At 74.6% G+C, this 14,059-nt stretch carries 13 protein-coding genes; 8 read left to right on the forward strand and 5 right to left on the reverse strand.

What is annotated here, in order from left to right; genetic code table 11:
- Positions 1-4: 4 nt before the first annotated feature.
- Positions 5-346: a hypothetical protein gene (locus tag E0L36_RS16310; protein WP_180929742.1), complete on the reverse strand. Its 342-nt coding sequence runs from the start codon at positions 344-346 to the stop codon at positions 5-7.
- A gap of 541 nt (positions 347-887) precedes the next feature.
- Positions 888-1,508, reverse strand: a complete 621-nt coding sequence (locus E0L36_RS16315; protein WP_180929743.1) for an anti-sigma regulatory factor — start codon at positions 1,506-1,508, stop codon at positions 888-890.
- Between the two features lie 137 nt (positions 1,509-1,645).
- Here E0L36_RS16315 and E0L36_RS16320 point away from each other — a divergent pair, with 137 nt between their 5' ends.
- From E0L36_RS16320 to E0L36_RS16340, 5 genes are all read left to right on the forward strand, one after another.
- Entirely contained in the window at positions 1,646-2,515 is an 870-nt protein-coding gene (locus E0L36_RS16320; protein WP_180929744.1) for a helix-turn-helix transcriptional regulator, read from the forward strand.
- Between the two features lie 3 nt (positions 2,516-2,518).
- Positions 2,519-2,755 (forward strand): DUF397 domain-containing protein, encoded by a 237-nt coding sequence (locus E0L36_RS16325; RefSeq protein ID WP_180929745.1) that lies wholly within the window; start codon positions 2,519-2,521, stop codon positions 2,753-2,755.
- A gap of 25 nt (positions 2,756-2,780) precedes the next feature.
- On the forward strand, positions 2,781-3,599 hold the full coding sequence (locus E0L36_RS16330; RefSeq protein ID WP_180929746.1) for an SAM-dependent methyltransferase: 819 nt from the start codon (positions 2,781-2,783) through the stop codon (positions 3,597-3,599).
- A gap of 90 nt (positions 3,600-3,689) precedes the next feature.
- Positions 3,690-4,562 carry a hypothetical protein gene (locus E0L36_RS16335; RefSeq protein ID WP_180929747.1) on the forward strand — a complete coding sequence of 291 codons (873 nt, stop codon included), beginning with the start codon at positions 3,690-3,692 and terminating at the stop codon, positions 4,560-4,562.
- A 424-nt stretch (positions 4,563-4,986) separates the two neighbouring features.
- Positions 4,987-5,787 (forward strand): SGNH/GDSL hydrolase family protein, encoded by an 801-nt coding sequence (locus E0L36_RS16340; protein ID WP_180929748.1) that lies wholly within the window; start codon positions 4,987-4,989, stop codon positions 5,785-5,787.
- Positions 5,788-5,864: 77 nt separating this feature from the next.
- Here E0L36_RS16340 and E0L36_RS16345 read toward each other — a convergent pair whose 3' ends face one another.
- Both E0L36_RS16345 and E0L36_RS16350 read right to left on the reverse strand, forming a co-directional pair.
- A complete protein-coding gene (locus E0L36_RS16345) occupies positions 5,865-7,160 on the reverse strand; it encodes an SWF or SNF family helicase (RefSeq protein ID WP_180929749.1) in 1,296 nt (431 codons plus the stop codon).
- Positions 7,157-10,126 (reverse strand): DEAD/DEAH box helicase, encoded by a 2,970-nt coding sequence (locus tag E0L36_RS16350; protein ID WP_180930057.1) that lies wholly within the window; start codon positions 10,124-10,126, stop codon positions 7,157-7,159. The genes E0L36_RS16345 and E0L36_RS16350 overlap by 4 nt, the downstream gene beginning before the upstream one ends.
- Before the next feature lie 281 nt (positions 10,127-10,407).
- Between E0L36_RS16350 and E0L36_RS16355 the strand changes: the two genes are divergently transcribed.
- The gene (locus E0L36_RS16355) at positions 10,408-10,593 is read left to right on the forward strand and encodes a hypothetical protein (RefSeq protein ID WP_180929750.1); all 186 of its coding nucleotides are present in this window, start codon (positions 10,408-10,410) and stop codon (positions 10,591-10,593) included.
- Between the two features lie 151 nt (positions 10,594-10,744).
- Here E0L36_RS16355 and E0L36_RS16360 read toward each other — a convergent pair whose 3' ends face one another.
- Positions 10,745-11,539, reverse strand: coding sequence for a hypothetical protein (locus tag E0L36_RS16360; RefSeq protein ID WP_308416813.1), 795 nt, complete (start codon positions 11,537-11,539; stop codon positions 10,745-10,747).
- A gap of 848 nt (positions 11,540-12,387) precedes the next feature.
- Between E0L36_RS16360 and E0L36_RS16365 the strand changes: the two genes are divergently transcribed.
- Together E0L36_RS16365 and E0L36_RS16370 are read left to right on the forward strand one after the other, a co-directional pair.
- Entirely contained in the window at positions 12,388-12,780 is a 393-nt protein-coding gene (locus E0L36_RS16365) for a roadblock/LC7 domain-containing protein (protein ID WP_180929751.1), read from the forward strand.
- A 108-nt stretch (positions 12,781-12,888) separates the two neighbouring features.
- Complete coding sequence (locus tag E0L36_RS16370) at positions 12,889-13,953, forward strand: DUF6397 family protein (protein WP_180929752.1); 1,065 nt, start codon at positions 12,889-12,891, stop codon at positions 13,951-13,953.
- The last annotated feature ends 106 nt before the right edge of the window (positions 13,954-14,059 follow it).

The following is a 14,059-nucleotide window of genomic DNA, read 5'->3' on the forward strand; positions in this document are numbered from 1 at the left end:
GGACTCAGCGGCGCTTGCGGCGGCGCTTCCGCGCCGAGCGGCGGCTCTTGCTGAAGAACCAGCCCGCCGGGGGCTCGTCCGCCCGCCAGGGCTGCGGCTCCGGCGGCTGGTCCCGCCAGCGCTCCTGGAGCATTCTGGTGCGCGCCGCGGGCTCCCGGGCCTCCGCGCCCCGGATGAACTCCTCGTCGAGGACGAGGTCGTCCCACGGCGAGGCGTCCCGCTCGCCGCCCGGCTCCGCCCCGCCCTCCGCGCGCTCCCCGCGGGGTGGGGGCTCCTCCGGCCCGCGCTCGCCGCTCTCCCGGCGTTTCCCGTGCTCCCCGCCCTGATTCTCCGGTTGGGTTCCCATGAGGCTGCCTCCTCGTGACGCCTGGCAAGATCTCCGGAACTCACACGGCCCTGACCGCACAACGCTCCGACGCGAACGGTTGTTCCGTCAGGGGTGTCCTGCCCGCGAGTTCCCCCGGGGAAGCCGCCCGAGCCGGAACCGGCCGCCGCGTCCGGGCGCCGGTCACCGACCGGCCCGGCATCCTCACCGTCCGCACTCCCCGCACCTTCCGCCGGGGCCCGCGCACCCCGCCCGGTGCCGACCCGGCCGGCAAGGCCCCGGCGCGCGCCCGTGGGGCGCGCGGGTGCCCGCGCGCCCCACGGCACCACGACGATGAGGGCGCGGGCCTCACTCTCCGTGCCGGCCCGCGTCGGTCCGCGTCCGGCCGGTACCGATCCGTGGGGCCGGTGGCCGGGTTCGATCCAGGTCGGTCAGTGGCTGGGTCCGGGCCGCGTGTCCGGAGGGACACGGGAGGGACACGGAGGGACACGGGGGTGTCGAGATCCGCGTCCGGCCGGAGGCGAGGGTGGCCGGACTGTGCTGGCCGGACGGCGCCGACCGCTCAGCGGGCGAGCGCGCAGTGCAGCTCGGCCCAGACCGAGTGCCCCACGCTGCGGTGCCCCCTGCCGTGCGGGCGCGGCACGCGCTCCGGACGCACCCCCCAGGCGTCGGCCAGCAGGCTGACCAGGAGCAGACCCCGGCCGCCCTCCCCGTAGTCGGCCGGATCGCTGGTGCCCGGGGTCTCCGCCGGGCAGACCGGGCAGCTCGGCTCCGGGGCGCCGTGCGGCGCCGTGCCGGTCGTCTCCCCGGACGGCCCGTGCGCGCCGTCCGACGCGGACGCTCCCTGGCTGGCGGGTCCGTGCGTGGTCCGGGTGGGCGCGGCGGAGCCCTGGTCGGTGACCTCCAGCCGCAGTCGCGGGCCGGCGAGCGACAGGGTGCAGCCCACGTGCTCGCTGTCGGTGTGCCGCACCGCGTTGGTGAAGAGTTCCGAGATCAGCAGTCTGGCGTCCTCGCGGGACTGCTCTGCGATGTTCCACGCCTGGAGCCGTTCGACCACGCGCCTTCGCGCCTTCACCACCGACCCTTCCAGGGCCGGAAGGTGGAATGCGTCCCGGAGCGGTCGGGCACGCTGAAGGGCGCCGGTCCGGTGGTCAATCCGGACGGCGTCTTGGAGGAAAGCCACGGCCCCACTATGAGGTGCGCCTGTTACGCGTGGCAAGAAGCATCCTGTAAATCACAGAATTACGATGGGCAGGCTGTCGCCTCGTCGTGGCACATGCCAAACTGCTTGTCCATGAAGGCAGTTGGAGGAGAGCGTTAGTGGCTGAGACGCGAACGGGCGCCGGTGCCCCCACCGTGCTGCGCGTGGTGCTCGGCAAACGGTTGCAGCACCTCCGCGAGAAGGCGGGCATCTCGTACCAGCAGGCGGGCCGCGCCCTCGACGTCACCCACGTCACCGTGCGAAGGATCGAGAAGGCGGAGGTGGGCCTGAAGATCCCGTACGTCGAGAAGCTGTTGCGCGTCTACGGGGTCACCGACCAGGAGGAGATCGACGGTTTCGTCTCCCTGGCCCGCGAGGCCAACCAGCCCGGCTGGTGGCACAGTTACCGCGACGTGCTGCCCGAGTGGTTCAGCGCCTTCGTGAGCCTGGAGAGTTCGTCCGACGTGATCCGCGCGTACGAACCGCACTACGTGCCGGGCCTGTTGCAGACCGAGCGCTATGCCCACGCGGTGCTGCGCGCCGGAAACCCCGACCTTCCCGAGGCCGACGTCCACCGGCTGGTCTCGCTGCGCATGGAGCGGCAGGAGCTGCTGACGAGGGAACAGCCGCCGATGCTCTGGGTCGTGATGGACGAGACCGTGCTGCGCCGCTCCATCGGTGGCCGGGACGTGATGCGTGAGCAGATCGACCGGCTGCTGGAGTCCACCGAGATGACCTCGATCCGTCTCCAGGTGATGCCGTTCAACGCCGGTCCGCACCCGGCGATGTACGGCCCCTTTCATCTCTTCCGGTTCCCCGCCGAGGAACTGCCGGACGTGGCCTGTTCGGAGAGCCTGATCGGAGCCGTGTACTTCGACCAGGTCGACGACGTCACGGCGTTCCTGGAGGCGCTGGACCGGATGTGCGCCCAGGCCCCGCCGGTTGCGCGGACCCGGGCGGCCCTGAGTGCACTGCGCGAGGAGATCTGAGCCATGGATCCTGTCTACAACGGTATGCCCGCCGCCCAACTCGGCGTCGAGGGCTGGCACAAGCCCTGGAGCGGAGGAAACGGCGGCAGCTGTGTGGAAGTTCTGAAACTCGCGGACGGGCGGGTGGCGTTGCGCCAGTCGACCGACCCCGACGGACCCGCGCTGATCTGCACGCACCACGAGATCGAGAGTCTCATCCAGAGCGCCAAGGCCGGTGAAGCCGACTTCCTGTTCGCCTGACCATCACCATCGACCGGAGGACATCGTGTCGGAAGCGGGCTTCGCCCCGGAGGACATCAACACCAACCAGGCACATCCGGCGCGGATGTACGACTTCTACCTGGGGGGCAAGGACAACTACGAGGTGGACCGGGGCGCGGCGAAGCGGGTGATGGAGCACCTGCCGTCGGTGCGCAAACTCGCCCGCAGCAACCGGGACTTCCTGCACCGGGCGGTGCGCGAGGTCGTCGGTTCCGGCGTGCGGCAGATCATCGACGTCGGCACCGGCATCCCCACCTCACCCAACACGCACGAGGTGGCGCGGGAGGCGGACCCCCACGCCCGGGTGGTGTACGCCGACAACGACCCGATCGTGGCGACGTACGCGGGTGCCAAGCTGACCAACCTCGGTAACGCCGGGTTCGTGCTGGCCGACGTGCGCGACCCCAAGGCGATCATCGAACACCCCACCACCCGGAGCCTGATCGACTTCGATCAGCCGGTGGCGGTGATGCTCGTCGCGGTCCTGCACTTCATCTCCGACGCGGAGGACCCGAAGGGCATCGTGGAGACCCTCACCGAGCGGCTGCCCACGGGCAGTTACCTGGTGCTCTCGCACGTCTCCGGCGACTTCGACGCCGGTGGGGACGGCGACATCCAGCGCGCCGCCCGGGTGTACGACGACGCCACGGCCCGGTTCAGCCTCCGCGGCCGGGACGAGGTACGGGCGCTCTTCGAGGGGTTCGACCTGCTGGAGCCCGGGCTGGTGCAGCCCCCGGAGTGGCGGCCGGGCCAGCCGCTCGCGGCGGACGAGGACCGGAGCCAGTACCCCGCCTACGTCGGGGTCGGTGTCAAGAAGGGCTGAACGGGCGCCGGGCGGCGGGATGTTGGGGCGGGTGACGGGGGCTGTGCAATTGCCGCCGGCGCGGTCGGGGCCGCGTGACAGAGTGAGGCCATGACCACGCCGCCCCCACCACCGCCCGACCCACACCAACCGGCCGTGGGCCCGGCCCCGCCGGAGGGCGGCCAGGTTCCCGCCCCGCCCGGCGTGTTCGGCCCGCCCGCCACCGGCGGCGGGTCCGACACCCCCTGGGGTGGCTCCACCGCACCCGGCTACGGCGCCCCCGTCCCCCCGGCTCCCGGCGCGCCTCCCGGGTACGGCCCGGGATACGGGCCCGCCTACCCGTCGCCGCCCGGGCCGGTACCCCCTCCTCCCGGGGGTGGCCGCGGTGGGGCGGTCCTCGCCGGAGTGGTGGCGGCGGCGCTGATCGCGGCCGTCGTGGTGGGTGGGGTCCTGCTGCTGGGCGAGGGGGACGACGGGGACGCGGTGGCGGGCGAACCGTCGGCCACCCCCACCCCGGAGGTGTCCGAGACGCCGAGCGAGCCCCCCGAACTCCCCGAGGAGGAGCCCCCGGCGGAGGAGCCGGAGGGCGAACCGGAGGAGGACACGCCGGAGCCCGACGACGGGGCCGGAGGCGGAACCGGACTCCCCTTCCCACCCTCCCTGCTCCAGGCCGGCGACTGCTACGACCGGTCGGAGAAGCAGGGCCGGGTGCACAAGCGGCCGTGTGACTCCCCGCACGAGGCGGAGGTGGTCAGCAGCCGGAGCATCTCCGGGTCGTTCGCGGGCGACAAGGCGGTGGAGCGCCGGGCCGAGACGATGTGCCGGGGCCCGCTGCGCCGCAAGGCGGCGAAACAGCCGCCGGGAACGGTGGGCGGCCAACTGGTCTCGTTCCCCTCAGCGGAGGGCGTGAGGTCCGGGATCGCCCGGGTCACGTGCAGTCTGACCGCGGATGACGGGAAGAAGCTCCGTAAGCCCCTGGCGTAGGGGCACGTCCCGCTCCGGGGCACTCCGGGCCGGTATGCCCCGGAGTGCCCACCGGCCACGCGGGGCGGTGCCCGCCGGGCGTGCCCGAGCCGAGGCGCCCGCCTCGCGTGCCCAAATGAGGCACCCCGGGGCAGAAGCCCAATTCCCGCTGTGCGCTTGGGATTTCCTTACCTGATTTCAACTCGCTACGCGTGTAGGGATCTTGGTCGGGCGGAACGAGTTCAGCGGCACCCCCCACGGGCCCGCGCCGCTACCTCGCGGTGCGCGACGGAGTCGCACCGGTACCCCAACACCCGGTGCGCTTTTCGTCGTTCACAGGAAAGTCGTAGCGGTCGATTTTTGGCATGCGCATGCTCTTGTGGGGATGTGTCCTGCTACGGCAGTCATATCCGATGCTCCCTACGAGCCATCCTTGCGAGGTTCCATGAAGCTGCACAGACGAATCCCAGCGGTGATCGCCACCGCGCTCTTCCTGGGGGCGTCCGTCCTCACCGGTACCGCCTCGGCGGCCACCACGGAGGCCGCCTCCGGCTACGTGGCCCTCGGAGACTCCTACTCGTCCGGCGTCGGTGCGGGGGACTACGGGGACAGCGGGGACTGCAAGCGCAGCGCCAACGCCTACCCGGAGCTGTGGAACAAGGCCAACTCGCCCGCCTCGTTCGACTTCACCGCCTGCTCCGGCGCCACCACCGAGAACGTGCTCTCCAGCCAGATGGGTCCGCTCAACGACTCCACCGGGCTGGTCAGCATCAGCATCGGCGGTAACGACGCGGGCTTCGCCGACGCCATGACCACCTGCGTCACGCAGGGCGAGGGCGCCTGCCTGGAGCGCATGGAGGAGGCCAAGGGCTACCTGACGGGCACCCTCCCCGGGAAGCTCGACGGCGTGTACAGCGCCATCAAGGACAAGGCGCCCAACGCCCAGGTCGTCGTCCTCGGCTACCCGCGCTTCTACGAGCTGGACGGCGGTTGCACCGTCGGCCTGAGCGAGAAGTCCCGGGCGGCCATCAACGCCACCGCCGACGTCCTGAGCGACGTCACCTCGGAGCGCGCCGGCGCGCACGGCTTCGACTACGGTGACACCCGCTCCACCTTCAGCGGCCACGAGATCTGCTCCAGCGACGAGTGGCTGCACAGCGTCACCTTCCCCATCGGTGACTCGTACCACCCCACCGCCGCTGGCCAGTCCGGCGGCTACCTGCCCGTGCTGGAGAGCCACGCCTGACGCGGCGAGGGCGACTGACGCGCTGAGCCGGACCGCCACGGCGATCCGGCCCTAGGCGTCCCGGGGCGGGGCGGGGATCACGAATCCTCGTCCCGCCTCAGCGCTATCGCGTGGGCCGCCGCCGGATCCCACTCCGGCCCGCCCGCGGGCCACCACACACCGCCCTCCCGGCGAAACGGCCACCACCGGCCGTCCCGCCCGTAGCGCAGCTGCGCCTCCCCGGCCGTCCACCGGTCGCCGTCCGCGCGCAGCCCGGGCCGCGCCGCCTCGTCGTCGGCCCAGGCCGCCGCCAGGGACGCGCGGGCCCGCGCTGCCTCCTCCGGGGCCAGCTCCCCGCCGTCCCCCCGGCCCTCCAGCACGGCGAGACCGGCGGCCCCGCCGAACCGCCAGGCGCGGGCCGCGAGTTCCAGCTCGGCCACGCCACGGCCACAGCCCCGGGCCAGCCGCGCCGTCAGCGCCGGATCCCGGTGCGTGGCGGCCATTCGCGCCGCGTCCTGCCAGACCGTCAGCTCCCCGGAAACGGGAGTGGCGTGGTGCCCCGGAGTCAGCGCCTCGGCGAGCAGCCGCCGCGCCCGCCCGGCGGCGTCCTCCGCCAGCAGCTCCAGCCCGCGCGCGTCGACCCCCGGGGCCGGGGCGACGACCTCGTCCAGCACCGGCGGCACCCCCGGCCCGGCGACCGGCTCCGGCGCCCCGGGCAGCGACGGCAACAGCGTGGCCAGCGCGTACGCCTCGGCGGCCGGAACGCCCGGCGGCTCCCCGGACTCCGCCACCGGCGCGGCCGTCTCGCTCCGGGCGTGCGCCGCGCTCCGCGCCTGGAGGTCACCGACCAGCGCCGACCGTCCCCGCCCGCGCATCAGCAGCAGGAGAAAGGGGTCCTGGTCGAGCAGGCGGGCCAACTGATAGCTGAGCGCCGCCGTGTGCGGGCAGTGGTACCACCCCTCACAGGCGCACTCCGGGTCCAGGTCCCCCACACCCGGCAGGAGTTCGACCCCCGCGTTCTCCGCGTCCTCCACCAGGTCCGGCGGCATCTCGTGGTCCAGCAGCGCCGCCAGGTGCCCGGCCTCACCCGCGACGGTGTCCAGCAGCCGGTCCCACTCGCCCGCGTCGAACTCCCGCACCAGTACGTCGGCGCGGCAGCGGCTGCCGTCACCGCCGGAGACGACCGCGGTGATCCGCCCGGGGCGCACGGTGACCGCCCCGACCGCGCCCTGCCGCGCGTACGCCCGGCCGCGGCGCAGCTGCGCGGCGTCCAGCACCGTCTCCTCCAGCGCCCGCAGCCACCGCCGGCCCCACCAGGTGTGGGTGAACGCGCGCCCGCGCGCCGGGGGCGGCGCGGAGAGCGTCCGCTCCTCGGGTTCACCGGTGCCGGTCATCGCTCCTCCTCGCGCAGACCCACCAGGTCCGCCAGCTCCGCGTCGGACAGTTCGGTCAGCCCCGCCTCCCCCGAGCCCAGCACGGCCTCGGCCAGCGCCCGTTTGCTCTCCAGCAGCCGCGCGACACGATCCTCGACGGTGCCCTCCGCGACGAGCCGGTGCACCTGCACCGCCCGGTCCTGCCCGATGCGGTAGGCCCGGTCGGTGGCCTGCGCCTCGACGGCCGGGTTCCACCACCGGTCGACGTGCACGACGTGCTCGGCGCGGGTCAGGTTGAGCCCGGTGCCCGCCGCCTTGAGGGACAGCAGGAAGACCGGAACCGCACCCTCCTGGAACCGGCGCACCAGCTCCTCCCGTCGGGCCACCGGGGTGCCGCCGTGCAGGAAGGCCGTCGGCACCCCGCGCTCCGCCAGGTGCCGCTCCAGCAGGCGGCCCATCGCCACATACTGGGTGAAGACGAGCACCGCCGAGCCCTCCGCGAGGATGCTGCCGAGCAGCTCGTCCAGCAGCTCGAACTTCCCCGAACGGCCCGCCGGTCCGGGCTCGGACTCCCCGAGGTACTGCGCGGGGTGGTTGCAGATCTGCTTGAGCGAGGTCAGCAGCCGCACCACGAGCCCCCGCCGGGCCATCCCCTCGCTGCCGGACACCTCGCCCAGCCCCTCCCGCACCACCGCCTCGTACAGCGCGACCTGCTCGGTGCTGAGCGCGACCGCCCGGTCCGTCTCGGTCTTGGGCGGCAGCTCGGGCGCGATGCCGGGGTCGGTCTTGTGCCGCCGCAGCAGGAAGGGGCGCACCAGCCTGCCCAGCCGTTCGGCGGCGAACGGATCGCCGCCCTCCACCGCGTCCGCGTACTGGCGGCGGAAGGTGCCCAGCCGCCCCAGCAGCCCGGGCGTCGCCCAGTCCAGGATCGCCCACAGCTCCGAGAGGTTGTTCTCGACGGGGGTGCCGGTCAGGGCCACCCGCGCCCGGGAGGGGACGGCGCGCAGCCGCCGCGCGGTGCTGGAGAAGGGGTTCTTGACGTGCTGGGCCTCGTCCGCGACCACCAGCCCCCAGTCCGCCTCCGCGAGGTGACCGGCGTCCAGCCGCATCGTGCCGTAGGTGGTCAGCACCGCCTTCCCGGGCTCCGGGGTGCCGAGCCGGCGGCCCGGCCCGTGGTAGCGGCGGACCGGGGTGCCCGGCGCGAACCGCTCGATCTCCCGCTGCCAGTTGCCGAGCAGTGAGGCCGGGCAGACCACCAGCGTCGCTCCCGCGGTCTCCGCCGACCGCTGCCGGTGCAGATGGAGCGCGATGAGGGTGACGGTCTTGCCGAGCCCCATGTCGTCGGCGAGAACGCAGCCGAGCCCCAGCGAGAGCGTCCGGTGCAGCCAGCCCAGCCCGCGCAGCTGGTAGTCGCGCAGCTCGGCGTGGAGTTCCGGCGGCGCGGGCACCGGATCGGCCACGGCGCCCTCCGGGGCGGACAGCAGCCCGGCCAGCTCCCGCAGCCGTCCCGCCGCCTCCACCCGGACCCGCTCCCCCCGGTGCTCGGTGCTCCCGGTCAGCGCGGCGCCCAGTGCCTCCAGCGGGGCGACCCGGGTGTCCCGGCGCTCGCGCGCGTCGCGCACCGCCGCCGGGTCGACCAGCATCCACCGGTCCCGCATCCGCACCAACGGCCGCCCGGCCTCGGCCAGTTGGTCGAGTTCCGCGCGGGTCAGCGCACTGTCCCCGACGGCGAACCGCCAGTGGAAGCCCAGCAGCGACTCCGCGTCCAGCGCTCCGGAGCCGGGCCGCCCCGCGTCGCCCGCGGTGTCCTCCTCCGCGCCGACCACGGCGTGCGCGGTCACCTCACCGAACAGCTCCCGCGGCCACCGCACCCGGACGCCCGCCGCGCGCAGCGCCCGGTCCACCGGACCGCTCAGCAGCTCGGCGACCTCCTCCTCCGCGAGGTCCACCGCGTCGGGCACCGCGGCCGACAGCAGCGGGGTCAGCGGCTCCCAGCTGGCGGCGGCCCGCCGCAGCGTCAACAGCGCCTCCGTACGGGCCTGATGGCCGAAGTGGGAGGCGGCCGAGGCGCCGGACCACACCTCCACCGCGTCCGCCATCCGCTCCGGCGCGTCGGCCGCGGCCAGTTCGAGCACCGCGCGGTAGCGCGCGCCGGAGCCGTCCTCCGGGGTGAGGCCATCGACCTCGATCCGCAGCGAGAGCCGCACCCCCGCGTCGTGTCCCGCGGCCACCGCCGCCGCCCACTCCCGCTGTTCGGGGACGTGGTGCGCCGACCACGTGGCGAACACCGGTCCACCGGCGGCGCGTCCGGCGGCCGGGGTACGCGGCAGCCCGTCGGCCACCGCGTCGAGGAAGGCGCGGAGCAGCTCCTCCGGATCAGCCAGCCGCGGTGCCCTTCGCCCCGCGCCCCCGTCCGCCTCCGCCGTCCCCGGGTCCGCGCCGTCGGGGCCCGTGCCGGCCAGCGGTACCGCGTGGGCCGAGGGCGGCATCGCGGCGGCGAGGTGACGGCACCGCTCGATGTCGGCCGGGTCCAGCGGCCCCACCCGCCAGGCGTCGTACGCGGCGGGGCTCAGCCCGGGAAGCAGCCGCCCCCGGGCGATCAGGTGCAGCGCGAACAGCGAGGCCGCGCCCCAGAACTCCGCCGAGCCGCCGCTTCCGGCGGCGTGGGCCCGGGTCAGCACCGGCAGCGCGGCGTGTACGGGCAGGGCCAGCGCGGTCACCCCGGTGGCCGCGACCTCCGGCCCGCCGCCCGGGAGCGGGGTGGCCGGGGCCTCCCGCCCGGCGGCGGGCAGCACCACAGTCAGCGGTATGACCTCCGCCGCCTCCGCCGCCGAGTCCACCGCCTCCACCGCCTCAGGCGGGGGCGGTGCCCCGTCGGGGTGCCAGAAGGCGATCCGGGAGGCCCGGGGCGGGTCGGCGGGCAGCAGGACGGCGGAACAGTGGAGAAAGTGGAGGAGGGAGCCGGGAGGCGTGGTCGGCGGTGGGATGGGGGGAGCGGGGGATGCCGGGGAGGTCGGATGGTCGGGGGCTGCTGGGGTTTCCGCTGGAGTCCGGTGCACGGCGCAGACGTGTTCCTCAGAACGTCGGAAAGGCTTAGGAAAGGCTTCGAATCGACCGCAACGGCCGCGAAGGTGACGGGTGGAAGCGGCCGAGGGTACCTCAGCGGACGTCGGGCCGGGGACGGGCGAGGAACATCCCCGGCCCGCCGCGCGTTCTCCCGGGTACGGCGGCCTCACACGCCGCGGGCAGCAGACGGAAGAGGACGAAGATGACCAACAGAGCGAAGCTCGCCGTCGGCGGCGTAGCCGTGGGACTGATCCTCTGGATCGTCACGCAGTCGCTGCTCGTCGCCTTGCTGATCATGATCGGGGTGCCCGCGCTCGCGTACCTGGCGCTCGACTCCCGGCAGCGGGGGCGCCTGCGCAGGGTCACCCGCCGGCAGCTCGACCGCTGATCCACCCCCGTTCGGTGGGCAGCCCCTCCGGCGCGGTACGGTCCCGCGCGGGCGGCGAGGGTGCCGGTGGAGGCCCCGGTACGCCGCGTTTCTGGCGTCTCTCGCGTCTCTCGTGCCCACGCCCCGGCGCGCTCCGTCCGGGCGGTGGGGCTCAGGCCGTGGGACGGAGCGCGATGCCGTCCAACGCCTCCAGCAGGGCGGGGAGTTCCTCGCCCCGGCCCACCGGCAGGATCTCGCCGGGCTCGTCGTCCAGCAGCACGAAGGCGATGTCGTCGGTGCGGGCCACCAGACTCCAGTCGGGGCCGTCCACCCGCAGGGTCCGCGCGCCGGGCGCCGCGAAGGCGGACCGTACCCGGCCGGGCGGCGGCGGCTGCCGCAGGTAGCCGCGCGCCTCGTCGAGCACCCGCCGCAGCCCGCCCTGGGGTGCGCCGCTGGGAGCCACGAACTCCACGTCCTCGTCGACCCGCGCCCGCCAGACCGCCCACTGGAGCGCTATCTCGTCCGCCCCGAGCCGCCGTTGCGCCGGTCCCCAGTGCTCGGTGTCCGGCGGGCTGAGCGCGGGGCCGGTCTCGTCGTCCGGCTCGGGGTCGTGTGGCGTGGGCAGCCCGGGCGCGGCGACCGCCAGTGCCAGCGGCCATCCGGGAAGCGCCGCGGCGACGGTCCGCTCGTCGGGGGAGAGGTCGTACTCCATCCCGCAGTCCCACGCGGCGATCGCGCAGGCGACGAGCGTGACGTCCTCGGTGGCCACGGTCCAGCGGGCGCCCGTGCCGTCCTGGCCGAGCACCAGCCCGTACCCCTCCTCGAACGGTTCCAGGCCGAGCGCGGCGCACGCCTCCGGGTAGTCGTTACCCAGCACACTCGGAAACTGGGCCGGGGTCAGCAGCACCGCGGTGAGCACGTACAGCGCGTCGTGCTCCTCGTGGTCGGCGCCGTCCTCCTCGTCCACCCGGGCGGTGTGCCGGGCGGGATCGGTGGGTTCCGCGTGTTCCGCGCGCTCGGTGTCCTCCGCTCGTTCGGCGGTTCTGGTGCTCCGGGCGGGTCCCGCGCGCCCCGCGCTGTGCTCGACGGCCACCGCGTCTCCCTCGTGGTTCGGCAGTCGGGGCACCATAACCGTCCACCGGGCGGGTCACCAGCGTTCTCGCGGTACCCCCACCGGGCTCTCGCACCGTGGACACCCGGGCCACGCGCCGTGGAGATCTCCGGTGTGGAGCGGTCCGGAGGCGCCCCGTTCCGGAGGGATCACGCCTCGCGGGTGGCGGCGGTGGGGGCGCGCTGGTGCATATGAGGGGAACAGGGGCGCACGACCGGGGAGCGACGGCCGGTGGTCTGGTGACTCGTGGGAGGGGCACCGATCGCGCGCCCCAGAAACCGGCCGGGGGACTGTTTTCCTGGCGTACCCTGTTCCCGCCGTGTCTCGCCGCGGGCCGCTCCGTCCACTCCGTTCCTCATATGTGGTTCGGGCGGGGTGGGTTGGGGTGGGGTCGGCGACCGTCACCCGGTGCGTGACCGGCATCGGGGGAGGCGGGCTCCCGCTTCCCGCTGGAGGGGTGGAACTCCCGGGAGGTTCGGGGGCGTTGGACAGGTCAGGAGTCAACGGGACATCGCCGCTGTCGCGCCTTGGCGCGCGTCACGGGAGCGTGGTGTGCGACCGTGCGCCCGCGGTGAGCACCGCGCTCCCCGGCCGTGTCAGGAGTGTGACCGGACGGTAGCTGCTTGAGTACGCCGGAAGGTTGCTCGCTGTGCCGTCGTGGGTAAGGGTGGCTGGGCAGCGGCCCAGAAGAAGGGGGAGGCGGGATGGCGCTCAACACGGGACTCGACTGGCTGCTCGACGATCTGACGCAGCGGATCTCGTTCATCCGGCACGCGCTGGTGCTGTCCAGCGACGGCCTGGTGACCGGATGCAGCAGCGAACTGGAGCGGAAGGACGCCGAGCACCTCGCGGCGGTCTCCTCCGGACTGCACAGTCTCGCCAAGGGCTCTGGGCGGCACTTCCGCGTGGGGCGCGTCCGGCAGACGATGATCGAGTTCGACGACGGGGTGCTCTTCGTGACGGCCGCCGGGGACGGCAGCTGCCTCTGTGTGTTCACCACGGCGGACGCCGACATCGGCCAGGTCGCCTACGAGATGACGCTGATGGTCAACCGCGTGGGGGAGCACTTGGGCGTTGCCGCGAGGAACGGCGCCTGAGGCCGGTCCCACCCTCCGTGACACGTTATCCACAGGGGGAGACGCCCGAATTCCCCCGGCGTTAAGGTCCTGACCCTCGGTCATCACGCCACCGCGGGGGAGGACACCATGACACCGCGAGCTGTGCCCCGCGGCATCGCCGCACACCGCGCCGCGCGCGAACTGCGGCTGCCGCCTGGAGAGTTCGAGCTGGCCGTCCAGCTGGGCGAGATCCGGCCCGTGCCGGACGGCGAGGGCCGTCCCCACCGGGTGCTCGCGGTCGACGTCGAACGGCTCCGCGCCGCCGACGGCTTCCCGGAGGCGCTGCGCGAACGGCTGCGGGTGGTGGGGGCCGTGGAGGCGGCCGCTCTGCTCGGCATCGCACCGGTCCGCTTCACCCGGCTCGCCCGGCTGGGCCTGCTGCCCCCGCTCACCTTCCGCGTCGCCGGTTCCGGCGCCCTCCGCTGGCTGTACCACCCCTCCGAACTGCGGGCCGTCGAACACGGCGACCCCCGTCTGCTGTGGGACCCGTCGCCCGGCGAGCCACCGGAGGCCGCCGCCGTGGTGGACCGCAGACCGCGCGCCTGGCGGGAGCGCCGGGTCCGGTGGCTGGCCTGCCAGGCGGCCGGGCCGTGGGCACGCGCCGCCGCCTGGGCCGCCCCCCTGACCGACGAACTCCTCGCCCGCACCGTCCCCCGGCCGGGAGAGCGTGCCAGGGTCCTTGCCCTGCGCCCGCGTCTCACCTCGTCACGGCCCCGATCGGCGGCCACCGCCGCCACCCTGCGTGCCCTGTGCCGCGCCACGGACGCGGAGGAGATCCGTGGTCTGCGGCAGGGTGTGGAGGCCGGGGTCCAGGAGGCCCGCCGTGCGGGCGGGCCCTGCCCGGCGCGGCGCCACCCGAGGGGAGTGGGCGCACCCGCCGCCCGCGCCGAGGCGGACGGCGCCCGGTGTGGCGGCGTCCGGCCGGGGCGGGTGGTGCGTACCGGTCGCCCCGTGCCCGCCCGGAGTGGCGGACCCGTGGCGCCGTGGGCGCCGCACCGCCTGGCGGAAGGGGCGGGTGGGGTTTCGGCCGGTGCGCGCGGAACGGCCGCGCCGGGCTCTCCCGGTTCGCCCCGCCGACAGCGGCGGCGCTCGCCCCGCGCGGACGACGAGCTGGCGGTGGGTCAGCCCGCGAGCCGGGACGGCGAGGGGTGACCCCGGGGAGGGAGGCTTCCCACCCGCGAGGTGGCGGCGGTGGAACCGCCGGGGGGAGCCCCGGTCGGCGAGCCCGGCCCGAACCCCCGTGGTCCACCCGGCCGTT

This window comes from Streptomyces sp. AJS327 (assembly GCF_013450295.1).
GTDB lineage: Bacteria > Actinomycetota > Actinomycetes > Streptomycetales > Streptomycetaceae > Streptomyces.